The organism is Ahrensia kielensis DSM 5890, from assembly GCF_000374465.1.
In the GTDB taxonomy this organism is placed as follows: domain Bacteria; phylum Pseudomonadota; class Alphaproteobacteria; order Rhizobiales; family Rhizobiaceae; genus Ahrensia; species Ahrensia kielensis.
The window spans coordinates 146,696-167,312 of record NZ_KB894529.1; the positions used below are offsets into that span (position 1 = coordinate 146,696).

Consider the following 20,617-nt stretch of genomic DNA (forward strand, 5'->3'; position numbering starts at 1 on the left):
ACATGCGCGAACGCACTCTCTCACAGGAAATTGATTCCGCATGAATATTAGTAAGATCATGCAAAACGCTTACAAAATTCAATTATACATAGAGGTTAATTTTGGCTCTGAGGGCGTTTTCTTGGAAGCGATATTTTCACCAATGTTCCACTGTCATCAGTATCTGATACTTCCAAATTCCCTTTATGCATATCAACAACAGAGCGTATGATGGACAATCCCATCCCAACATCTTTCTTTGCCGTGTCAGCTGATTGCTCGAGCCCCTCGCATTGAACATCTAGGGCGCCAGTAAAACAGATATTCTGACCGCAAATTTCGATCTCGACATGTTGGCCGCAATTTTTTGTGGAAACGCTAATATCCGTTAGCTCGGGCGAAGATTTGATCGCATTGGTAAGAACACTGGTTACAGCCTGCATTACGGCATTGCTGTCACACTCTGTCAGACACAATAAAGCATCAAACTGTTTTGTTATTTTCTGCTTTCGGCAATCGGCAAAGACATCAACCTGATCAATTGCTGTACTGATTATGTCGTTGATGTCGGTCATTTCCCACACAGGGTTTTTCAAGTAATCAACACTTGAAACCTGCACAATAAGCTCATTGATTGCACCGAGGAGATTAGTCCCTGCACGATTAATTATCGTCAGCGTATCAGCTACATTGCTATTATCTAATGGTCCAAACGCCCCAAGCATCAGCGCTTCCGAATAACCTAGAATGGCATTAAGCGGTGTTTTCAGATCATGGCTAACATGGGCGAAAAAATTGTCTTTTGCACACTTAACTTCATTCAACCGTGTGGTCGTTTGTTCAAGCTTCTGCTCAAGTTTGAAAATGTGTAGCGCATTTCGGATCGTTAGCTCTAGCACTGCAGGCGTCAAATTATCGAGATCAATATAATTGACCATATCGCGATCAAAGCCATCGTCTGTGGTCTCACCCGCTATAAAAAGGACAGGCACTTCGCTTTTTAACTTGGCATAAACTGCGGGTGCATTTTCTCCAGCAGAGACTTCATGGCTATGACCCAACACAACAAGTTCGGCGCGATTACTCGCCATGGTTTTAGCTGCAGCAGCAAGGCTATGCGCGCGAATGGCACTGACATTGTAACGTTGAATGAATTTTAGATGCTTAGCGAGCGCTTCAAAATCAACGCCATCAGCGTCGACGATCACAATACTCAAGTTTTTAGCATTATGTACCGCTTGCTTTGGTTTAGCGGAGACCAGATGCAAGTTAGTATAAATATCTATAAGCTTATGCGTATTAGCAGTGGTTTTCATGAATTCCCCCAGAGCAGTCCAAATTATTGGTAGCATCTGACTTGCGCGGTCTTCACATGCAGGTGCCTATTATGCTCGTTAACCTTTTGTTAACTATATCGCGCGCTACCTTGCCTGAAGCTGAATCAGCTTACAAAAACGCTGTTTATCTAAGGCATCCAGCGCTTTATACAGCAATGATGCGTCCAAAGGCTGCGTCAAAAATGTGCCTATTATTCACCACGTGCTGCGTGTAAACAGACCATATACGCATTGCCTCGTAATGATTTTGACTAGAGTTATCGTTTGAAAAACACGTTCCTGCCATTGAAATTACTGCTGGTCGCAGCGCTTATTTTAGCGTCATTTGCGCATACTACTTTTTCACGCGAAACAGTGGCGCCATCGGGCTACGACGCGCGCGCATTTTCAGCCCAATTCGTATTGCCAGATGGCACTTTACCAGTTTTATGCGAACAATCAGGCGATGGCACTCCGCATCATAGTTCACCTGTTCCTTGTGAGTTTTGCTCAATTGCGGGCGCTGCGCTGTCTGTCGGTTCTCTCGCAGATTCAGTTTTTTACCGGTTTGCAACCGCTCTTGAAATCAAAATGCCAGAAGCGACGGACAATCTTTTCCGTCCGCTTTATCGCACTTTTGCGCAAAGCCAAGCTCCGCCGATTGTTTGAATATTCTAAATTCGATCAATCAAATTAATGCCGCGCAATAACGCGCAGGCGACGGAGAAAACCATGAAAAAACTACTTTTAACATTTGCATCTTTGGCTCTTATGTCAGCGGCTTCATTTGCTCACGATTACAAAGTCGGCGAGCTCGTCATCAATCATCCCGTCATGCGGGAAACACCTGCCAATGCCCCCGTTTCTGGCGGCTACATGACAATCAAAAACAACGGCTCAGAAGCTGACCGACTGCTTGCTGTAGAGGTCGATTTTGCTGGCAAATCAGAAATCCATGAAATGTCGATGTCCGGTGAAGTCATGAAAATGCGCAAGCTGGAAGAAGGTCTCGAAATTCCTGCTGGCGGCGAAGTTAAACTTATGCCTGGCAGCTACCATTTGATGTTTATGCAGCTGGAAAAGCAGCTCATGAAGGGCGAAAAATATGATGCGACTTTGATCTTCGAAAAGTCCGGCTCTGTTGATGTGACATTGAATGTCGAAACATTGGAAGAGATTAAAAAATCGCTGGGCGACGAGGCCATGGATCATTCACACCACGGCATGGAAGAAAGTGAGACGAAAAAAGCTGAGTAAAAGTTCAGCCTACTTTCAATCTTGGGCGAGCGGCAGGAATGCCCTCGCCTTTTTATGATTTCAGAGCGCTGAAAGATTAGACATCGAGCTACTTAAGGCCGCTTACTTTTCCTGATCATCAAGGTCGTCTTGTTTGACTGCTGACCAATCGGTTTGATACATTTTTACAGCTGCGATTACCCCCAGACCAAAAAATATGATCGCCCAAGTTACGGCACCTGCATATAGCTCAAACAATGCCCATAAAAAAAGCACGGACACCACAGCGTAGCGCCGCCAGACCGGATAGAAAAACGGTGTATTGAAGTCGAAAAATCCAGGCCTCTTACTCATTATCATTGTCCTTTTTTGCGGCTTCACCTTTTGGCGTAATTGAGTAGATACCGCGTTCCACCCTATCAAACCAACCATAATAATCTGCGGCCATAATTGCTCGTGCCCGCGACACCGATATTGCCTTAGCAACATTAGATGCTTTTGACGGTCCATTATCTGATAAATATTGCAAGCAACGTAACGCATCCTGTCGGTAAGCAGTTACAATCGTTTGCTTGTTAATGCCACCCTGATTTGGATCGCCCACGCGCAATTCAAACTCGCGCAACAGACGTCCCACCTTTCGCTTTGATTGGCGCGGCTTATAAGGTGCTGGATCAAGATGTGGTTCAACAAACCCGTCTTTTAAGCGCACAGTTAGTAGCCCAATGCCTAGGCGTCTGCATAGACGCTTATTATTCTTCAAACTATTCAAAAACGCGCGCCCAGCCCCACGTGGTACAGCGATATAAACATCATCCGTCATCGATTGACGATCCGTTGCCTGATGATAAAGCGTGAGGCTGAAGGCTGTTTTCATCTCAACGATTACGGGCGGTTCATCCTCACGGACCGCGACAATATCTGCGCCAGCGATCTCGCTTTTCACCTGATAGCCTTGCTTGGAAAGAAAAGCCTTTATCGGTTCATATAGCTCTGTTTCCGCAATTTTTGTTTTGGCCATTTTAATATTCATCCTGCGATAGCATACTGCCTCACCGTACCGTTTTGCTGCCTAAACTAGACAATCTGCATTATGAAAAATGCCCAAATCACATAACGCATCGTTTTGGCAAAACCGACGATTAAGACAAACCGCCAAAATGGTTCGCGTAAAACACCTGCAATCAGCGTAATCGGATCTCCAATGATAGGCATCCAGCTTAATAACAGGCTCCAATATCCATATTTCTCATATCGATGTTGAGCCGCTTCAAGCTGTGCAGGGCTTGCGGGAAACCATTTGCGGTCCTTAAACCGTACAATGAAACGGCCGATCACCCAATTGCTTATACTCCCAAGCGTATTGCCAAGACTGGCAATGAGAACGAGCGGGATTATTCCATATTGCTGCGATGCATAAAGCCCAGCCAAACCAAGCTCGCTTGCAGCAGGCAACAAAGTCGCGGCTAAAAAACTGGCAACGAACAGTCCGAAATACCCGCTAATAAGCATTAAAATTGCCGCTTTGCGCCATGATTGATAAGATTACCCTAGGGCAAGAATCACCAAAGCGTGATAATCACATCCGCCGAGTTGATAACTAACTCTGTGCATTTCTGGTATAGATAATGCAACAGCAAGCCAAAAGAACGGATAAAAACATGCCTGTATATCGCTATCCAATGCCGAAGGGTTCCGAGATAACAGATGAAAAGATGTTTTTAAACAGACGCCAATTTATGGTTAGCGCGGCGGGTTTTGCCGCTGGTGCTACTGTTCCAACTATCGGCCATGCGAAAACTATTGATGACTATAAAGCGTTGAATGTTTCGGTCAAAAACAGCCCCTACTCCACAGAAGATCCAGCAAATCCGTTTGAAGATATTACGACACATAATAATTTTTATGAGTTCGGCACTGGCAAAGGTGATCCGGCAGCCAATGCAGGAACGCTAACGACAGATCCATGGTCGATCAAAGTTGGCGGCCTGGTCAACAATCCTGGCACAATCGACATCAACGACATTTTAAACAGCCTTGAGCTGGAAGAACGCATTTACCGGTTACGCTGTGTTGAAGCATGGTCAATGGTCATCCCTTGGGTCGGTATTCCATTAGCGAGTGTGCTCAACAAATATGATCAGCAAGGTGATGCCAAATATGTGTCTTTTGAGACCTTGGTGCGCCCAGAAGAAATGATCGGACAGAGAAACGCATTTGGTTTGGACTGGCCTTATGTGGAAGGGTTGCGTTTGGATGAGGCAATGCATCCGCTGACCATTTTGGCCGTTGGTGTTTATGGCAAGCAAATGCCGAACCAAAACGGCGCGCCAATTCGCTTGGTCGTGCCGTGGAAATATGGCTTTAAATCCATCAAATCTATTGTCGGCATTAAGTTTACAGCTGAGCAGCCAGCAACGACGTGGAACCTGCAAGGGCCGAGTGAATACGGTTTTTATTCCAACGTAAATCCCGGCGTTGATCACCCGCGTTGGAGCCAGAAGACGGAGAAAATTATTGGCAGCGGAATCTTTGGATCACGCAGACAAACAGAACAGTTCAATGGATATAAGGAACAGGTAGCTTCGCTTTATGAAGGCATGGACCTTGTAAAGAATTTCTGACAATGGCGCAGTCAAAACTATGGACAAAAGCGCCGACATGGATTGTTTATCTTGTCGGCTTTTTGCCTGCAGCTTATCTTATATATGGCGTTGTCACCAACACACTTGGGCCGGACCCGATTGAAGTGTTGGAAAACAATTTGGGCGAACGCGCGCTACAGTTTTTATTGATTGGTCTGGCCATCTCGCCATTGATGCGGTTTGCGAAAATCAATCTTGTTAAATATCGACGTGCGATTGGTTTAGTCGCGTTTTTTTACGTCTTCATGCATTTACTTGTTTATACGGTGCTCGACCGTCAGCTCGACCTGAGCGCTATTGTTGATGACATTTGGAAACGTCCTTACATCACAATCGGCATGTCGGCTTTTTTATTGCTGACACCGCTCGCGCTTACATCAAACAATTATACTATACGAAAGCTTGGTCTAGCTGCATGGAACAAACTTCATAAAGTTGTTTATGTCGCTGTCGTTTTGGGTGCTCTGCATTACATGCTTCTTACCAAGACATGGCAAGTTGAGCCTATCGTTTATTTTGTTTTAGCAATATTGCTGGTTGGTAGCCGAAGATTTTATCCAAAACGCAAGAAACCAATAAAAGCTGAAGCCCAAACAACCGTGCAAACAGCCTGAAATGCAAGACGCCGCTGCTCCAAATTTGAAGCAACGGCGCATAAGCCTTGGGAGGTATTATATTTAAGACAGGCAGCGCTGGAACGAGCCTGTTAGTTTGGTCAATAATTCACCGTACAACCCAGCACCTGTTTCAATTCCCGCACCAAGAGGGTCAAGCACCTCCACTTTTACGTTCAGCCCTTCAGTTAGTGTCGCGGTAACATCACTGTTAAATTGTGTTTCGCTAAAAATGCAGGCCACATCTTCAGTTTTAAGTACTTCCCTTAGTGATTTCATGCGCGCTGCACTTGCTGAAACTTCAGGATTATCAAGCAACAATCCCTTCGCATTCAATCCAAACCGCGCTTCAAAATATTGGGTACCATCATGAAATGCGACAAAAGCTTTCTTCCCAACATTTGATAGTTCTGTCGATATTTTTGTTTCCAAGCTTTGTAGTCCACTTAATGCATTATGGGCATTAGTACGGTACGTCTCTGCATTTTCCGGATCAATACTTTCGAGTTGCATTGCGATTGCTTCCAACATTACAGCTGCGTTACGCGGGTCTAACCAAATATGAGGATCATGATCCCCGACATGCGTATGACCGTGGTGGCCGTGCTCGGCTTCCTGCTTATCCTTGTGATCATGCTCACCTTCATGCTTGTCATCATCTTCGTGCTCATGAGCATCTTTATGACCACCTGCCGCTGCGATTTTTTCTCCATCACGGAAATCAAGCAGTGTCAGCCCTTTCGCATCAATCAGCGCAACATTAGTGTCTTTGCTATCAAGCGCCTCTAATGGTTTGGCAAGAAAGGCTTCAAGCGCAGGCCCGACCCAGAAAACGACATCAGCATTTTGGATCGCCCGCGCATCAGATGGCTTCAATGAGAAATCATGAGGAGAGACATTTGCATTGAGCAAAAGCTCAGGCTCAGCAACATCCCCCATTACCATCGACACCAAGCTATGAATCGGCGCTATCGACGCCACCACTTTTGGCGCAGCGTTTGCAGAAGTGCAAAGCAAGAGTGTACTCATTGCTAGAAAAATGCTGGAACGTGCCTTGGTGGCGGACAAAATATTGTACATTTCTTCACTTTCATGTCGACGATTGTTGATATGTTATACTATAACACTTACGTAAAATATATTTTCAGTGCAAGTGTTTTTAGAACTAATTTGAGGTTTTCCATGAGCGACCCACTCGTTACACTTAAAGGCGCAGGCGTCTATCGCGATAAGCGCTGGCTTGTCAGAGGTGTTGACCTTGAGGTCGCCCGCGGCGAGATCGTTACAATGATTGGACCGAATGGATCGGGAAAATCAACGACGGCAAAAATGGCACTGTCTATTATAAAGCCTGACGAAGGAACTGTTCAACGATCTGACAATTTAAAGGTCAGTTATGTTCCACAGAAGCTATCTATCGATTGGACAATGCCGCTTGATGTGCGCCGCTTCATGAACCTGACGAGTAAATTGACAGCAGTACAGATTGACGATGCGCTGACCGCAACAGGTGCGGCACACTTAAAAAAAGCAGAAGTCCGCAGTCTATCAGGCGGTGAGTTTCAGCGGGTCATGCTTGCTCGCGCTATGGCACGCCGCCCTGATTTACTTGTGCTAGACGAGCCTGTGCAAGGCGTGGACTTTGCCGGTGAAATCTCAATCTACGATTTAATAAAGACCATTCGAGATGATCTTGGATGCGGCATTTTATTAATTTCGCACGACCTGCATATTGTTATGGCTGCGACTGACAAAGTTATCTGTCTTAATGGACATGTATGTTGCCAAGGCACGCCCACAAACGTTGCGAAAAGTGAGGCCTATAAGAACCTGTTCGGTCCCCGCAATGATTCAACTTTGGCGGTTTATCAACATCGCCATGACCACGACCATTTGCCTGATGGGCGTGTCAGACATGCGGATGGAACAGTAACCGATCATTGTCACAGCGACGATGGTCACCATGATGATAAGCCATCTCACAACCATTTAAATGAGCAAAACCATGCTTGATGATTTTATTGCTCGCGCTCTTTTAGCCGGTATTGGCTTGGCCATTATTGCTGGCCCACTTGGCTGCTTTATCATATGGCGCCGTATGGCTTATTTCGGCGATACACTTGCTCATTCAGCACTGTTGGGTGTTGTTGCGGGTATTTTTTTAGATATCAACATTACCCTTACCGTGTTTGTTGTTTCTGCTGTCATTTCCTGCGTGATGATTTTATTGCGGCGCAGCGGCACGCTTTCATCCGATGCTATATTGGGCCTGCTATCTCACTCAGGATTAGCACTTGGCCTTGTGGCCATAAGCTTTCTTAGCCAATCCAATGTTAGCTTAAACAGCCTTTTGTTTGGAGACATTTTGGGTGTCTCCAAACAAGATGTCGGTGTCATTTATATTGGCGGCACTGTTTTATTGATCATTCTTGTTCTGATTTGGCGGCCTCTGTTTGCAGCAACGGTTAGCCAGGAACTAAGCGAAGCAGAAATGAAAAATCCGAACCTACCGGAAATTATATTCATGCTGTTGATGGCTGCGGTGATTGCCCTTGCGATGAAGATTGTCGGCGTATTGCTAATCACAGCAATGTTGATTGTACCGGCAGCTACCGCGCGCAAATTTTCTGTAGCTCCTGAGCAGATGGTCGTGATATCGATATTAATAGGCATCCTATCCGTGAGCGGCGGCGTCGCAGGATCTTTGCAGTTTGACACGCCTACCGCGCCGACAATTGTTGTGACATCACTTATCCTCTTCATTTTAAGCCGTTTGTCGCCTCGGATGTTACGTGCAAGAAGGAACAAGTAATGGGCACACCGCAAAAACTGACCAAAAACCAATCGCTTGTATTGGGCATACTCGATAAGTCAGAGCAGCCGCTGAGCGCCTATACAATTTTGGATTCGCTTCGCAGTGAAGGTTTGCGCGCACCTTTACAGGTTTATCGTGCATTAGATGCTCTGGTTTCGCTTGGTAACGTGCACCGATTGGAAAGCTTGAACGCTTTTGTTGCTTGCTCGCATGCAGGCTGTTCATCGCATAGCTCTGCAACTTTCATCATATGCAAGAATTGCGGAATCGTAGCGGAAATTTACGACGACACGATTACATCTCAACTGCGCCAAGTTGCAGAACGCGAAGCGTTTAGCCTGCAAAAAACCACAGTGGAACTGCATGGCATTTGCGCGTCATGCCAAAACAACGCATAGCAATTCAACAGCTCCCAACAGGAGAATATATATGACGGCAGCGCCGATCAATTTCGACAATTCCTATGCTAAATTACCAGAGGGTTTTTACGCTAAAGTCACGCCAGCCAAGGCAAGTGCACCGGAAGTATTGGCCCTTAATGAAAGCCTTGCCAAAGAACTTGGTATCGACACACAATGGCTGAAATCTGACGCTGGGATCGCCATGCTTTCTGGCAATGCACTACCGGATGGTGCAGCCTCAATTTCGACAGCTTATGCTGGCCATCAGTTTGGTAATTTTGTGCCGCAGCTCGGTGATGGACGCGCTTTGTTGATCGGCGAAGTGATCGACACGAATGGAAAACGCCGCGACATTCAGCTTAAAGGCAGCGGCCTTACGCCATTTTCGCGCGGCGGTGATGGTAAGGCTGCAATTGGGCCAGTGCTGCGCGAATATATTGTTTCAGAAGCGATGCATACGCTTGGTATTCCAACCACGCGCGCTTTGGCAGCGCTGGTTACCGGCGACGACGTTATTCGCGAAGAGGTTTTGCCAGGCGCCATTTTAACACGCGTTGCGTCCAGCCATATCCGTGTTGGCACATTCCAGTTTTTCTTCGCTCGTGATGACGTTGCATCCCTTAAAGCATTGGCTGATCATGTCATTGAGCGGCATTATCCCGAAGCGCGCAATCATGAAAATCCCTATCTTGCGATGCTGCAAGGCGTGGTTGAAAAACAAGCAGAGCTTATCGCAAACTGGCTGATGGTCGGCTTTATTCACGGTGTCATGAACACCGATAATATGTCCATTGCTGGCGAGACCATCGATTATGGACCCTGCGCTTTTATGGACAGATTTGATCCTAAAACTGTTTTCAGTGCCATCGATCAAGGCGGCCGTTACGCTTATGGCAATCAGCCCTCTATTGGGCAGTGGAACCTATCTGCGCTGGCACAAGCCATGTTGCCAATTCTAGACGATGATGAGGCAAAAGCTATCGAGCATGCGAAAAAGGCACTTGATGCTTATTCGACGACTTTTGAAACGACTTACGAGGCACTCATTCGCAAAAAGCTTGGCTTTCAAAAGGCGAATGAAGGCGATGTAGCTTTATGGCAAGATTTAACGAAACACCTCACTGCCAGTGAAGTTGATTTCAACCAATTCTTCCGCGCGCTTTCAAAAGCTTCAATCGAACCAAGCATGAAAGATATGGTTTTTCATGAGTTGTTTGGTGGTCCGTCCATGTTTGACATGTGGATGGTTGCGTATCGTTTAAGACTTCATCTTGAAGACAGAGATGATCAAGAACGACAAAAAGCAATGCTTAGCGTGAACCCTGCCTATATACCGCGCAATCATTTGGTCAATGAAGCGCTGGAGGCAGCACAAGAAGGCGATCTGACTTTTGCAGAAAAACTGATGGACGTTCTTTCAAATCCTTTTGAAGAGCAAGCAGGATTTGAGCGCTATCTGCTGCCACCTAGGCCAGAAGAAATTATCAAAAATACATTCTGCGGCACCTAAAGCGTTTAGCTTTTTGATTGATTGGGGCATCGTTCCCATTCAATATAGCTGCGGGAGGAATTTACATGGCTTCAATCACGGGCTGGGCACACACACCCTTTGGCAAACTGACAGATAAAACCGTCGAAGCGCTCATTGGCGATATTGCCAATGAGACGATTGAGAAGGCTGGTCTGTCGGTAGATGAAATAGATGCGGTTTGTTTAGGCACATTTAATGCAGGCCTTGTGCGCCAAGATTTTACCGGAAGTTTAGTTTCGTCTGCCGTGCCTGAACTGCGCCACGTTCCTGCAACCCGTTATGAAAATGCCTGTGCGACTGGTAGTGCGGCCATTCATGGAGCACTTGATAGAATTGCTGCTGGCAAAGCGCGCCATGTGCTGGTGATCGGCGTTGAAAAGATGACGGCGCTACCAACAGCAGATGTTGGCAATGTGTTGCTTAAAGCTTCTTATGTTGAAGAAGAAGCTGATATTGATGCAGGGTTTGCAGGCATTTTTGGGCGCATAACATCAGCTTACTTCCAGAAATTCGGCGACCAGAGTGATGCACTTGCGCATATCGCGGCGAAAAATCACGCCAATGGTACGCTCAATCCGCTTGCACATATGCAAAAGGATTTTGGCTTTGAGTTTTGCAACCAAATCTCAGACAAAAATCCATATGTAGCTGGGCCGCTTCGGCGTACCGATTGCTCGCTCATTTCTGATGGGGCAGCGGCGCTGATCATTTCACACGACAAAGCAGCCGAAGCGATGGAGCACGCTGTGTCGTTTCGCGCTGCTGAACAGGTCAATGATTATCTGGCCCTATCAAAGAAAGACCCCACTGAGTTTTTAGGGGCGCGCATGTCTTGGAATAAAGCGTTAGAAAGCGCTGGTTTAACGCTTGATGATTTAAGCTTTGCAGAAGTTCATGACTGCTTCACCATTGCAGAACTCATTGAATATGAAATTATGGGCCTTGCGAAGCGCGGCCAAGGTGGTGACATCGCGCGTTCTGGCGAGACTGCTATCGGTGGTCGCCTGCCTGTGAACCCTTCGGGCGGTCTTAAAGCAAAAGGCCATCCCGTTGGTGCGACGGGTGTTTCCATGCATGTGATGGCCACCAAACAATTGATGGGCGAAATTGCTGGTGCGAAAGTAAAAGACGCAAAACTGGCGGCAATATTCAATATGGGCGGCACAGCAGCTGCGAACTATACCAGCATTTTAGAGCGCCTACGATGAGCGCTGGTCTTAACATTGAGCGCCAGACAAATGCCGTTATGAATATCGGCCATTTTTTGACGCAAGCTTCACGCCGTTTGAAAGATGTCCCTGCACTCATTCGCGGCGATGACATTAGAAGCTGGGAAGCGATGAATGCCCGCGTTGATGCAATTGCGCATGCACTCAAACACATAGACGTTCAAAAGGGCGACCGCGTTCTTCTGCATTCGAGCAACTGCCTTGATATGGCAGAAGCGATGTATGCAATATTCAAAACAGGCGCCGTATTGGTGCCAACGAATTTTCGTTTAAACCCCGCAGAGATCGCTCAAATGGCGGAGATTTCAGGCGCGACATACTTCATTGGCAATGCTGATTTTCCTGATCATATAACAGCGCTTTCTCATTTGGCGCAGATGAAGAGCAAGCCGATTATCATCGGAGAGAATTACGAAGAACTGATCGCTGCGAATATGAAACACGGCGCATTTAATGAAGCCCATGTTGAGCATAATGATCCGGCTTGGTTCTTCTTTACTTCTGGCACGACGGGAACGCCTAAATGCGCAGCGCTAACACATGGCCAGCTTGGGTTTGTGCTGACTAATCATGCGGCAGATTTAATGCCCGGCTTATCGCCGCAAGATGCATCGCTGGTTGTTGCCCCACTTTCGCATGGCGCTGGATTACACTTTTTTGTGCAAGTCTCGCGTGGCGCAAAAACAGTTTTAACCAAGATTGACGGGCTTGATCCGCACGAATTATGGCAACTCGTTGAGAAGCACAAAATCACCAATATGTTCACAGTTCCAACAATCGTGAAAAGATTGGTCGAACACCCAAGTGTTGATCTGTTTGATCATAGCAGCCTCAAACATGTGATTTATGCTGGTGCACCCATGTATCGCGCGGATCAAAAAACAGCGCTCGAAAAACTCGGACCAGTTCTTGTTCAGTATTTTGGGCTCGGCGAAGTGACTGGCGCTATCACTGTGCTACCCGCAAATGAACATTTCCTTGATGACGCACAGATGCGCATCGGCACATGCGGCTATGCCCGTACAGGCATGCAGATCGCCATTTTAAACGATAGCGCAACTGAATTGCCGCTGGGTGAAACTGGCGCTATTGGCGTGCGCGGCCCTGCTGTATTCTCTGGTTATTACAACAATCCAAAAGCGAATGCTGAAAGCTTTCAAAACGGTTGGTTTTTAACAGGCGACATTGGGCATATGGATGACGCTGGTTATGTTTATCTTACCGGCCGAAAATCTGACATGTATATTTCAGGCGGCTCAAATATTTACCCAAGAGAAATTGAAGAAAAGCTTCTGGAACATCCAGCCATTGCGGAAATCGCGATTGTTGGCGTACCCGATGCAAACTGGGGCGAAGTCGGTGCGGCGGTCATCGCTTTATCTAACGGCGCGGTATTAGATGAAACAGAACTGCGTGCATGGTTTGCCGATAAGGTTGCACGGTATAAGCAGCCAAAACTTATCGTGTTTCGCGATGAATTACCAAAATCGAGCTATGGCAAAGTCGAGAAACGCCGCGTTCGAGAATTGCTTTTGGCCGATGGTTTGATTGAGGAAATTCAGTAATGCCAGCAGTGAAAATGGCACGCGCTGACTTACCAAAAGCGTACCACATGAAGCACCCGGGACCGCTTAATTCAACACGCATAGACTATGTTGAAATACCCGAAGTTGTTTCCGATCATGTGATCTTGCCAGTAGGCAAAAACCTGCATGATGCTGTCATCGAAGCTGCCAAAAATCTCGGCGGCGAGTGCGGAACGGCCTCTATCAATGGCGGAGAATTTTCTAAAACCCGTTTTACAACGGGCGGGCCAGCACGCGAGGGTAAATCAGCAAATTACACCTTTATTCGTGACCTAGCGGACAAGCAAATTTTGATGGGCACTTGTTCATTTGGCTTTGCTGAAGACGCGCCGCATTTTGTTCATTGCCATGCGCGTTTTGTGAGCAGCAACCAGTCAACAGAAATGGGTGGTCATTTATTTGCGCCAGATTGCATCATCAGCGAGCCGATTAGCGCGCAAATGAATGTTTTTATTGGTGCAAGCATTACAAAGCGCGCAAGCGAAGAAACGCTTCATGCCATTTTTGAAATTGATAAGCATGCCCCGCCGCAGATTAGCGACGAATTCGGCCGCGAATATTTCATTCGGGTTCATCCCAATGAGGATTTGCCCATCGCGCTTGAAAACTTTTGCAAAGAACACGGCATTGAAAATGCAATCATTGGCGCGTCTCTTGGCAGTCTTAATGCACCAGCACTCAGCATGCGCGGTGACATTCAAAAAGTTTCAAGTGTCGGAACCGAAGCTATTTCTTTTAACGGAGAAGTTATGCTGAATGAAAACGGCAAGCATACAGCCTCCATTCTAACGAACCTCGTCGATGAAGCAGGCACTGAATTTTGTGGCTATCTGATTAAGGGCCATGCGCCGATATGCATCACAGCCGAAATATATTTGATGGAAGTCAAAGACCCATCGGTATTAGCAACCATGCGCCAAGTCCGCGACGCAAGTTACTAGCTTTTATTGTCAGCCCTTGGCTATGCCATAGAGGTTGGTTGAACGGGCACCAGATCGACAATAGGCATAGATAGGACGCTCCAAATCATCGAGCGCGGTGCGTGTGTCTTCAATATTCTCCGGTGTCATTCCCATTTTTGTCACGGGAATATAACGGATAGCTAAACCTGCTTCATTAGCCGCGGCTTCAATGAGTTCAAAATTCGGTTGATCCGCTGATTCTCCATCCGGTCTATTGCAGATGATAGATTTATATCCAGCAGCTTTAATGTCAGCGACTTGTTCAGGTGTAATTTGCCCTGAAACAGCAACTTCATCATCAATTTTACGGTAATCATCAGGCAAATTCATAATTAAATCCAACATTGTTCTTGAACGCACAATAATATGCACTTGGCTTGCAATCAACGTTTTTAGCAAGTGGTTGATATCATCATACAGCTGTTTAAGCGCTAATCAATTTGGCCTATATAAGCGCTATGCAAATTAGACGCCTCGATGAAATCACAGTCAACCAAATAGCTGCCGGCGAAGTCGTCGAGCGGCCTGCTAGTGTTATTAAAGAGCTTGTTGAAAACGCTCTGGATGCAGGTGCAACCCGCGTTGAGGTTTCAACAGCGGCAGGCGGCAAAACCTATATGAGCGTGGTCGATAATGGCCATGGTATGACGGGCGATGATTTGCAGCTTGCGATCTCTCGCCACTGTACATCCAAAATGGAACATGGCCTAAGCGCTATTCAATCCCTTGGGTTTCGCGGTGAGGCTTTGCCTTCCATTGGGTCGGTTGCCAAATTATCGCTAACATCACGGCAGCACGACGGTACAGACGGCGCGCGCATTGATGTAGAAGGCGGCACAGTGTCTGGCCCTAAACCCTCGGCAAGCAATCCTGGTACAAGGGTGGAAGTGCGCGATTTATTTTACGCGACACCTGCCCGTTTGAAGTTCATGAAGTCCGAACGTGCAGAAAGCACAGCGATCAATGATGTCATACGCCGCATTGCAATGGCTGCGCCTGCGGTTGGATTTTCACTGTCTGGCACCGAACGTCAAATCCTTGATTTTCCAAAATGCAGTGCAGATGCAGCTGGACGCAAAAAGCGTATCGCGCAAGTTCTTGGCCAAGAGTTTGCGGACAATTGCATTGAGCTCAATGTCGAACGTGACGGCGTATCCATAACGGGCCTGATATCGCTGCCTTCCTATCACCGTGGCAATGCGGCGCATCAATATGCCTATGTGAATGGAAGGCCCATTAAGGACCGCCAGATACTGGGCGCATTGCGTGGCGCTTATTCAGACATGTTGGTGCGTGATCGTTTTCCGGTTGTTGTTCTGTTTATCGACATTGATCCAGCGCTGGTTGATGTGAATGTGCATCCTGCAAAAGCGGATGTGCGCTTTCGCGATCCAGGTTTGGTGCGCGGCCTGATTGTTTCCGGTATTCGCCATGCACTTGCGCAAGAAGGCGTTCGCGCTTCCACATCGGCCGCCAGTGCAATGAGCGAAGCTTTTAAGCCTGGCTTTCATGTGAATAATTCGCAGCACCAAAACATCGAAAGCCAACAAGGCTGGCAAAGGCCACTTGAGCAAGATTTTACATCTCACTCGTACAGCTCTGCCAATGGCTTTCATGAAAACTCACAATCTCGAATGTCTGATATGCCGCCTGTTGTGCGAGATTTGGCAGAGGTATCGCCGCGTACTGACAACACAGAAGCAGCGCGAAAAGAAACACAATTTCCACTCGGGGCTGCACGCGCGCAAATTCACGACACTTATATTGTTTCTCAAACAGAAAACTCGGTAGTCATTGTTGATCAACATGCAGCTCATGAGCGATTGGTATTTGAGTCTTTGAAAAAAGCACTTTCAGAACGCGTAATGCCAAGTCAAATGTTGCTGGTTCCCGATATTATTGATCTGAATGCAGATGAAGCCGAAGCACTATTGGTTGTGAGCAATGAACTGGAACGGTTCGGACTTTTGATTGAAAGTTTTGGACCGGGTGCAATCGCTGTTCGCGGAACGCCTGCCATTCTAGGTGACACAGATACACATAGCCTCATCCGTGATCTGGCTGGTGATATCTTAGATGGTGGTCAAACTGACGGTACGCTGCGTCTTAAAGACATGATCGAAAAAGTAGCCTCCACCATGGCTTGCCACGGCTCCGTGCGCGCGGGTCGCCGCATGCGCAATGAAGAGATGAATGCCCTACTTCGCCAGATGGAAGCAACGCCCGGTTCAAGCACATGCAATCATGGACGCCCGACTTTTATTGAGTTGCAATTGGCTGATATGGAAAGACTTTTCGGCCGTCGTTAGACAGGGGTTGTCTTGACCGAGCACACAGATAGAGTCAAAAGCGCAATAGATACAACGCAAATTACCACTGATTAGGATACGGATATGAACATTCATGGTCTACAGGGCGCGAGCGAAGCCAAGCTCAAATATCTGGATGCTGATTTTCGTGTCATTAAGCCGGGTACATTTGTTAAATGCGCGATCACTGGAAAACTTATTTCTATCGAAGAGTTGAAATATTGGTCTGTTGAGCGGCAAGAAGCTTATATCGACGTTAAAGCCTCACTTGAGGCTGAAAAGACGGCAAGCGTTAGATAGAACCGTTTTTAATACGGGATTGATGGTATTTTTCAGCCGTTTCGAGAATGATACTATCCACATCTGTTTCGGCTTCAAAAACCAATGAAACAGGAAGAACATGCGTTCTTTCTCTTAGCTCGGCCAACGGGCCTTCAATATGCGTTAGACGTACCGCATCTTTTTCAGTCGTCACAAGCTCGAGACCTTCAGCATTGGCTTTGTCGAGCAAGTGACGGGCATCACTGTGCGTATAAACATGATGATCGGCAAAAGAGTGCTTACCAACAAGCTTGCAGCCATAATTGGCGAGCGTTTCGTAAAATTTTGTCGGGTCACCAATGCCTGCAAAAGCGAGGACATTCTTTTTTGAAATGCCGCGCACATGCGCCGGTTTAAGATGGCCATGCATGATCGGTTTTGCCGCGCGTGCTGCGGCACGAATAACTCTGTCTCCCCTGTCGCCATCACCAATACGCAAAATCGCCGTTGCCCAGCGCATCTGATCAATCAATGGCGCGCGCAATGGACCGCCTGGAATTACCGATCCATTGCCAATACCGCGCCGTGCATCCAGAGTTATTAAAGCATAATCATAATGTAATGTGCGGCTTTGAAAGCCATCATCCATGATGATGAAATCACATCCTTGATCAATTAGTGCCTGTGCACTGTTTGCTCGGTTATGCCCGACGATTGTGGGTGCGTAACGTGCCAGCAACAAAGGTTCATCGCCAACCGCTGTAACAGTATCGCTTTTTGGGTCAACCAAATGTGAGCGAACATGAATGCCGCCATAACCACGGCTGACAAATCCTGGGCGGTATTTGTGTTTTTTTGCAGCAATGGCAATGGCAATGGCAGTGGGTGTTTTACCCGTGCCCCCGACAGTCAGATTACCAATACAAAGAACAGGTGCAAGGACGCGCTTTGGATCAGCTTTATCCATGCGTCTGCGTGCAACCGCACCATAAATTGCGCTGATTGGACCTGCTAAACGAGACTTCCAACCGGGCGCTTCATACCAAAATGGAGGCGTTTCATTTCCAGCCAATGCGTTTCTTTCCACCCTGCGTGCCGTTTATGTCATCGTCATCAGACGTTTGATAAGCGTTTCCAAGCTGTGCATTCACAATGAGCGGTTGAATATAGGGGCCAAGCATGTCCCAAGTATCATCCAATGCACCTTCCATGTCGCTAACAACGCGTGCTGCAGACATTGCCATCGCTGTTCTCAGCTTGTCATTTGCCAACAATTTGTACACTGCTTTGGCAAGTGAAATCTCATCTTCAACAAAGCGCGCGCCGTGTGCGGCAACCAATTTTTTATACGCCTCTTCAAATGCCGAAACGTTCGGCCCTGATAAAATTGCCGTATCGAGCACGGCAGGTTCTAGCGGATTTTGGCCACCTTCGCCTTTCAGTGATTTACCGACGAAAGCAACACCTGCCATGCGCAGATAAAGTCCCATTTCGCCAATCGTGTCGCCTAAAAAGATATCAGCATTTGCATCCGGCATTTTATCGACCGAGCGCATGGATACATTTAGGCCATACTCAACCAGCATTTTCTGAATATCTGCACTGCGCTTAGGATGGCGTGGCACAATAATTGTGAGCAGTTCCGGCCAATGTTTTTTCAACGCACGGTGAACGCGCGCAGCAACTTTTTCTTCGCCATCATGCGTGGAAATAGCAGCCCATACGGGTCTGTTTGCAATTGCATTTTCGAGCTGGGACTTTGTTTCACTATCCACAGAAGGAATTCGAACATCTGCTTTCAAATTGCCTGTAACGGTTACTGGGCGTGCACCAAGTTCGCGAAAACGTTCTGCATCGCGTTCCGATTGTGCCGCGACATGATGAAAGTTCTCAAATAATGAGTCAGCAAGTGCGGATCGTTTCTTCCAGCGGTTAAACGAACGGTCTGACATGCGCCCGTTGATCAAGATTTGCGGAATACGCCGAGCACCAAGCTCCAATATGGTCATTGGCCAAACTTCTGACTCGGCAAAAATTGCGGCATCGGGGCGCCAATAATTGAGAAAACGGCTTACCGCTGGTTTTAAATCTAGCGGTACATATTGATGAATGACTTTGTCGCCCAAACGTTCGCGAACAAGTGCGGCAGACGTTGTTGTTCCTGTTGTGAGGACAATATTGAGGCCCTTTGACAACATGCGCTCTATCAAACCAAGAACAGCACCGGTTTCACCAACGCTGACTGCATGCACCCATACGAGCGGACCTTCAGGCCGAGGAAGAGAAGCTTTACCGTAACGCTCATGGCGGCGCGCATGTTGCTCTTTGCCACGCGAGGCACGCAATGCCACATAAGCGCCAAGAAATGGATATGCGGCGAGCCCTACCCAGCGGTAAGTCTGCAGCGCAGCACTTGCCCACCGCTCACTCATTACCAATATCCAAACTAATAATATCCCGTTTCACACGTATTGTTAGAAACCGCGTTATGAATTTCAATTTTCGCGATAAACGTGTTTAATTTGCTCGTGTAAGCCCCGTCAAGCAGTCGGGCCCACAGCTGCGATGAAGATTACCTGATAAATCAGAATAGCGGCAATCTTATGTTCAATTTAAGCGCCTATTTCTCGTCTTGCGGATCAAGCAAGCGGTGCAAATGCACAACGAAATAACGCATATGCGCATTGTCGACGGTTTGCTGTGCTTTAGACTTCCATGCAGCCACAGCGGATTCATAATTTGGGTACACGCCAACGATATCGAGCGCATCCAAATCACGGAAAGTTTTACCTTCCAAAGACGTTAACTCTCCGCCAATCACCATATGAAGCAATTGTTTTTCTGTGTTGTCATCGCTCATTAAAAAACCTCATTAGTTCATATCTTGTTGTGCTCTAGCTGAACGGTGTTTCTACGACAATACCGAGCATTGTTTTTAGTAGTTCTGGATGACATGCAACCATAACCGGCTTCTTCGGGCTTAGTTGATTGAGTACAAAGCGTTCGCCCTTAGCATCCAGCAAAACGCCGCCCGCCTCATGCAAAATCAAATCCGCCGCGGCAATATCCCAATCATGCGCATTTGGTTTGATGTAAGTACCCGCCATTTTACCCGCCGCGACCATGGCAATGCGATAAGCAAGCGATGGCACATGTGGATGACGTTTATAAAAGGCAGTCGTTCTTATATCCATTGCATCAAGGAAAACACGCGCACCGCCAATGATGAGCGAGTCCTGGCTGGGCAGTTCAGCGTCAATTTTAATAATTTCGCCGTTTAGTTTAGCGCCGTCGCCTAATACGGCTGTATAGATTTCATCGCATGCTGGGCAAACTAAGACACCAGCAACAGGACGGCCATCCTCAACGATACCGACGGATACACACCAAACTTTTGAACCATTGATAAACCCGCGTGTGCCATCAATAGGGTCCACAATAAATGTGCGTTTTGCAGCAAGCCGCACAGATTTATCAGAATCTAGCGTTTCTTCAGAAAGCCAGCCATAGTCTGGACGCGCTGCCATCAAATGTTCTTCAAGATAAGCATTTACGGCATAATCTGCAGCGCTCACTGGAGAGTCACCAACCTTCATCTGTACATCAAGTTGTTTGTCACCGTGAAAATATGGCATTGCCAAGTTACCCGCATGACGCGCAACTTCAACGATCAGGTCCAAGTCTTCTTGGTAGCTGAATCCATCTTCATTATTCAACAAGTTCTTATCCATGC

Annotated in this window: 23 protein-coding genes; 13 read left to right on the plus strand and 10 right to left on the minus strand. The window is 47.1% G+C overall.

Annotated elements, in window-relative coordinates; all coding sequences use genetic code 11:
• Window positions 1–95 precede the first annotated feature (95 nt).
• Window positions 96–1,295 (minus strand): sensor histidine kinase, encoded by a 1,200-nt coding sequence (locus C504_RS0106845; RefSeq protein ID WP_018688579.1) that lies wholly within the window; start codon window positions 1,293–1,295, stop codon window positions 96–98.
• 285 nt (window positions 1,296–1,580) lie between these two features.
• On the opposite strand from C504_RS0106845, the gene C504_RS18295 reads away from it, so the two are divergent.
• Window positions 1,581–1,964: a hypothetical protein gene (locus C504_RS18295; RefSeq protein ID WP_156815882.1), complete on the plus strand. Its 384-nt coding sequence runs from the start codon at window positions 1,581–1,583 to the stop codon at window positions 1,962–1,964.
• A gap of 63 nt (window positions 1,965–2,027) precedes the next feature.
• A complete protein-coding gene (locus C504_RS17365) occupies window positions 2,028–2,552 on the plus strand; it encodes a copper chaperone PCu(A)C (protein ID WP_018688582.1) in 525 nt (174 codons plus the stop codon).
• Window positions 2,553–2,654: 102 nt separating this feature from the next.
• On the opposite strand, the gene C504_RS0106865 is transcribed toward C504_RS17365, so the two are convergent.
• From C504_RS0106865 to C504_RS0106875, 3 genes are read right to left on the minus strand one after another with little or no spacing between them, the layout of a single operon-like run.
• Window positions 2,655–2,885 (minus strand): hypothetical protein, encoded by a 231-nt coding sequence (locus tag C504_RS0106865; protein ID WP_018688583.1) that lies wholly within the window; start codon window positions 2,883–2,885, stop codon window positions 2,655–2,657.
• The gene (locus C504_RS0106870; protein ID WP_041951628.1) at window positions 2,878–3,552 is read right to left on the minus strand and encodes a DUF2161 domain-containing phosphodiesterase; all 675 of its coding nucleotides are present in this window, start codon (window positions 3,550–3,552) and stop codon (window positions 2,878–2,880) included. The genes C504_RS0106865 and C504_RS0106870 overlap by 8 nt, the downstream gene beginning before the upstream one ends.
• 56 nt (window positions 3,553–3,608) lie before the next feature.
• Complete coding sequence (locus C504_RS0106875; protein ID WP_018688585.1) at window positions 3,609–4,043, minus strand: YqaA family protein; 435 nt, start codon at window positions 4,041–4,043, stop codon at window positions 3,609–3,611.
• A gap of 149 nt (window positions 4,044–4,192) precedes the next feature.
• Here C504_RS0106875 and msrP point away from each other — a divergent pair, with 149 nt between their 5' ends.
• Window positions 4,193–5,155 carry a protein-methionine-sulfoxide reductase catalytic subunit MsrP gene (gene msrP / locus C504_RS0106880; RefSeq protein ID WP_026317287.1) on the plus strand — a complete coding sequence of 321 codons (963 nt, stop codon included), beginning with the start codon at window positions 4,193–4,195 and terminating at the stop codon, window positions 5,153–5,155.
• A gap of 2 nt (window positions 5,156–5,157) precedes the next feature.
• Window positions 5,158–5,790: a protein-methionine-sulfoxide reductase heme-binding subunit MsrQ gene (gene msrQ / locus C504_RS0106885; protein WP_018688587.1), complete on the plus strand. Its 633-nt coding sequence runs from the start codon at window positions 5,158–5,160 to the stop codon at window positions 5,788–5,790.
• 63 nt (window positions 5,791–5,853) lie between these two features.
• Here msrQ and C504_RS0106890 read toward each other — a convergent pair whose 3' ends face one another.
• Window positions 5,854–6,819 carry a zinc ABC transporter substrate-binding protein gene (locus tag C504_RS0106890; RefSeq protein WP_169385090.1) on the minus strand — a complete coding sequence of 322 codons (966 nt, stop codon included), beginning with the start codon at window positions 6,817–6,819 and terminating at the stop codon, window positions 5,854–5,856.
• 153 nt (window positions 6,820–6,972) lie between these two features.
• Between C504_RS0106890 and C504_RS17370 the strand changes: the two genes are divergently transcribed.
• From C504_RS17370 to C504_RS0106925, 7 genes are all read left to right on the plus strand, one after another.
• A complete protein-coding gene (locus C504_RS17370) occupies window positions 6,973–7,803 on the plus strand; it encodes an ATP-binding cassette domain-containing protein (RefSeq protein ID WP_018688589.1) in 831 nt (276 codons plus the stop codon).
• Complete coding sequence (locus C504_RS0106900) at window positions 7,796–8,602, plus strand: metal ABC transporter permease (protein WP_018688590.1); 807 nt, start codon at window positions 7,796–7,798, stop codon at window positions 8,600–8,602. Before C504_RS17370 ends, C504_RS0106900 begins: the two co-directional genes overlap by 8 nt.
• Entirely contained in the window at window positions 8,602–9,003 is a 402-nt protein-coding gene (locus tag C504_RS0106905; protein WP_018688591.1) for a Fur family transcriptional regulator, read from the plus strand. Before C504_RS0106900 ends, C504_RS0106905 begins: the two co-directional genes overlap by 1 nt.
• A gap of 31 nt (window positions 9,004–9,034) precedes the next feature.
• Window positions 9,035–10,516 (plus strand): protein adenylyltransferase SelO, encoded by a 1,482-nt coding sequence (locus C504_RS0106910; protein ID WP_018688592.1) that lies wholly within the window; start codon window positions 9,035–9,037, stop codon window positions 10,514–10,516.
• Window positions 10,517–10,581: 65 nt separating this feature from the next.
• Window positions 10,582–11,745 carry an acetyl-CoA acetyltransferase gene (locus C504_RS0106915; protein WP_018688593.1) on the plus strand — a complete coding sequence of 388 codons (1,164 nt, stop codon included), beginning with the start codon at window positions 10,582–10,584 and terminating at the stop codon, window positions 11,743–11,745.
• Window positions 11,742–13,331, plus strand: coding sequence for an acyl-CoA synthetase (locus C504_RS0106920; RefSeq protein ID WP_018688594.1), 1,590 nt, complete (start codon window positions 11,742–11,744; stop codon window positions 13,329–13,331). Before C504_RS0106915 ends, C504_RS0106920 begins: the two co-directional genes overlap by 4 nt.
• Window positions 13,331–14,293, plus strand: coding sequence for a PCC domain-containing protein (locus C504_RS0106925; protein WP_018688595.1), 963 nt, complete (start codon window positions 13,331–13,333; stop codon window positions 14,291–14,293). Before C504_RS0106920 ends, C504_RS0106925 begins: the two co-directional genes overlap by 1 nt.
• Window positions 14,294–14,302: 9 nt before the next feature.
• On the opposite strand, the gene C504_RS0106930 is transcribed toward C504_RS0106925, so the two are convergent.
• The gene (locus C504_RS0106930) at window positions 14,303–14,644 is read right to left on the minus strand and encodes a protein tyrosine phosphatase family protein (protein WP_026317289.1); all 342 of its coding nucleotides are present in this window, start codon (window positions 14,642–14,644) and stop codon (window positions 14,303–14,305) included.
• 128 nt (window positions 14,645–14,772) lie between these two features.
• On the opposite strand from C504_RS0106930, the gene mutL reads away from it, so the two are divergent.
• Both mutL and C504_RS0106940 read left to right on the plus strand, forming a co-directional pair.
• Window positions 14,773–16,623, plus strand: coding sequence for a DNA mismatch repair endonuclease MutL (gene mutL / locus C504_RS0106935; protein ID WP_018688597.1), 1,851 nt, complete (start codon window positions 14,773–14,775; stop codon window positions 16,621–16,623).
• Between the two features lie 84 nt (window positions 16,624–16,707).
• On the plus strand, window positions 16,708–16,923 hold the full coding sequence (locus C504_RS0106940; protein ID WP_018688598.1) for a DUF2093 domain-containing protein: 216 nt from the start codon (window positions 16,708–16,710) through the stop codon (window positions 16,921–16,923).
• On the opposite strand, the gene lpxK is transcribed toward C504_RS0106940, so the two are convergent.
• The 4 genes from lpxK to C504_RS0106960 all read right to left on the minus strand — a co-directional run bounded on the left by lpxK (window position 16,916) and on the right by C504_RS0106960 (window position 20,615).
• On the minus strand, window positions 16,916–17,956 hold the full coding sequence (gene lpxK / locus C504_RS0106945; RefSeq protein WP_018688599.1) for a tetraacyldisaccharide 4'-kinase: 1,041 nt from the start codon (window positions 17,954–17,956) through the stop codon (window positions 16,916–16,918). The genes C504_RS0106940 and lpxK overlap by 8 nt on opposite strands.
• Complete coding sequence (gene waaA, locus C504_RS0106950) at window positions 17,943–19,316, minus strand: lipid IV(A) 3-deoxy-D-manno-octulosonic acid transferase (protein ID WP_018688600.1); 1,374 nt, start codon at window positions 19,314–19,316, stop codon at window positions 17,943–17,945. Before waaA ends, lpxK begins: the two co-directional genes overlap by 14 nt.
• 188 nt (window positions 19,317–19,504) lie before the next feature.
• The gene (locus C504_RS0106955; RefSeq protein ID WP_018688601.1) at window positions 19,505–19,744 is read right to left on the minus strand and encodes a DUF4170 domain-containing protein; all 240 of its coding nucleotides are present in this window, start codon (window positions 19,742–19,744) and stop codon (window positions 19,505–19,507) included.
• 34 nt (window positions 19,745–19,778) lie between these two features.
• Window positions 19,779–20,615 carry a 3'(2'),5'-bisphosphate nucleotidase CysQ gene (locus C504_RS0106960; RefSeq protein ID WP_018688602.1) on the minus strand — a complete coding sequence of 279 codons (837 nt, stop codon included), beginning with the start codon at window positions 20,613–20,615 and terminating at the stop codon, window positions 19,779–19,781.
• Window positions 20,616–20,617 lie beyond the last annotated feature (2 nt).

Excerpts from the sequence above, each read along its gene's own strand:
- C504_RS0106845 (WP_018688579.1), bottom strand. The coding sequence starts at position 1,295 with ATGAAAACCACTGCTAATACGCATAAGCTTATAGATATTTATACTAAC.
- C504_RS17365 (WP_018688582.1), top strand. The coding sequence starts at position 2,028 with ATGAAAAAACTACTTTTAACATTTGCATCTTTGGCTCTTATGTCAGCG.
- C504_RS0106865 (WP_018688583.1), bottom strand. The coding sequence starts at position 2,885 with ATGAGTAAGAGGCCTGGATTTTTCGACTTCAATACACCGTTTTTCTAT.
- C504_RS0106870 (WP_041951628.1), bottom strand. The coding sequence starts at position 3,552 with ATGGCCAAAACAAAAATTGCGGAAACAGAGCTATATGAACCGATAAAG.
- C504_RS0106875 (WP_018688585.1), bottom strand. The coding sequence starts at position 4,043 with ATGCTTATTAGCGGGTATTTCGGACTGTTCGTTGCCAGTTTTTTAGCC.
- msrP (WP_026317287.1), top strand. The coding sequence starts at position 4,193 with ATGCCTGTATATCGCTATCCAATGCCGAAGGGTTCCGAGATAACAGAT.
- msrQ (WP_018688587.1), top strand. The coding sequence starts at position 5,158 with ATGGCGCAGTCAAAACTATGGACAAAAGCGCCGACATGGATTGTTTAT.
- C504_RS0106890 (WP_169385090.1), bottom strand. The coding sequence starts at position 6,819 with ATGAGTACACTCTTGCTTTGCACTTCTGCAAACGCTGCGCCAAAAGTG.
- C504_RS17370 (WP_018688589.1), top strand. The coding sequence starts at position 6,973 with ATGAGCGACCCACTCGTTACACTTAAAGGCGCAGGCGTCTATCGCGAT.
- C504_RS0106900 (WP_018688590.1), top strand. The coding sequence starts at position 7,796 with ATGCTTGATGATTTTATTGCTCGCGCTCTTTTAGCCGGTATTGGCTTG.
- C504_RS0106905 (WP_018688591.1), top strand. The coding sequence starts at position 8,602 with ATGGGCACACCGCAAAAACTGACCAAAAACCAATCGCTTGTATTGGGC.
- C504_RS0106910 (WP_018688592.1), top strand. The coding sequence starts at position 9,035 with ATGACGGCAGCGCCGATCAATTTCGACAATTCCTATGCTAAATTACCA.
- C504_RS0106915 (WP_018688593.1), top strand. The coding sequence starts at position 10,582 with ATGGCTTCAATCACGGGCTGGGCACACACACCCTTTGGCAAACTGACA.
- C504_RS0106920 (WP_018688594.1), top strand. The coding sequence starts at position 11,742 with ATGAGCGCTGGTCTTAACATTGAGCGCCAGACAAATGCCGTTATGAAT.
- C504_RS0106925 (WP_018688595.1), top strand. The coding sequence starts at position 13,331 with ATGCCAGCAGTGAAAATGGCACGCGCTGACTTACCAAAAGCGTACCAC.
- C504_RS0106930 (WP_026317289.1), bottom strand. The coding sequence starts at position 14,644 with ATGAATTTGCCTGATGATTACCGTAAAATTGATGATGAAGTTGCTGTT.
- mutL (WP_018688597.1), top strand. The coding sequence starts at position 14,773 with ATGCAAATTAGACGCCTCGATGAAATCACAGTCAACCAAATAGCTGCC.
- C504_RS0106940 (WP_018688598.1), top strand. The coding sequence starts at position 16,708 with ATGAACATTCATGGTCTACAGGGCGCGAGCGAAGCCAAGCTCAAATAT.
- waaA (WP_018688600.1), bottom strand. The coding sequence starts at position 19,316 with ATGAGTGAGCGGTGGGCAAGTGCTGCGCTGCAGACTTACCGCTGGGTA.
- C504_RS0106955 (WP_018688601.1), bottom strand. The coding sequence starts at position 19,744 with ATGAGCGATGACAACACAGAAAAACAATTGCTTCATATGGTGATTGGC.
- C504_RS0106960 (WP_018688602.1), bottom strand. The coding sequence starts at position 20,615 with ATGGATAAGAACTTGTTGAATAATGAAGATGGATTCAGCTACCAAGAA.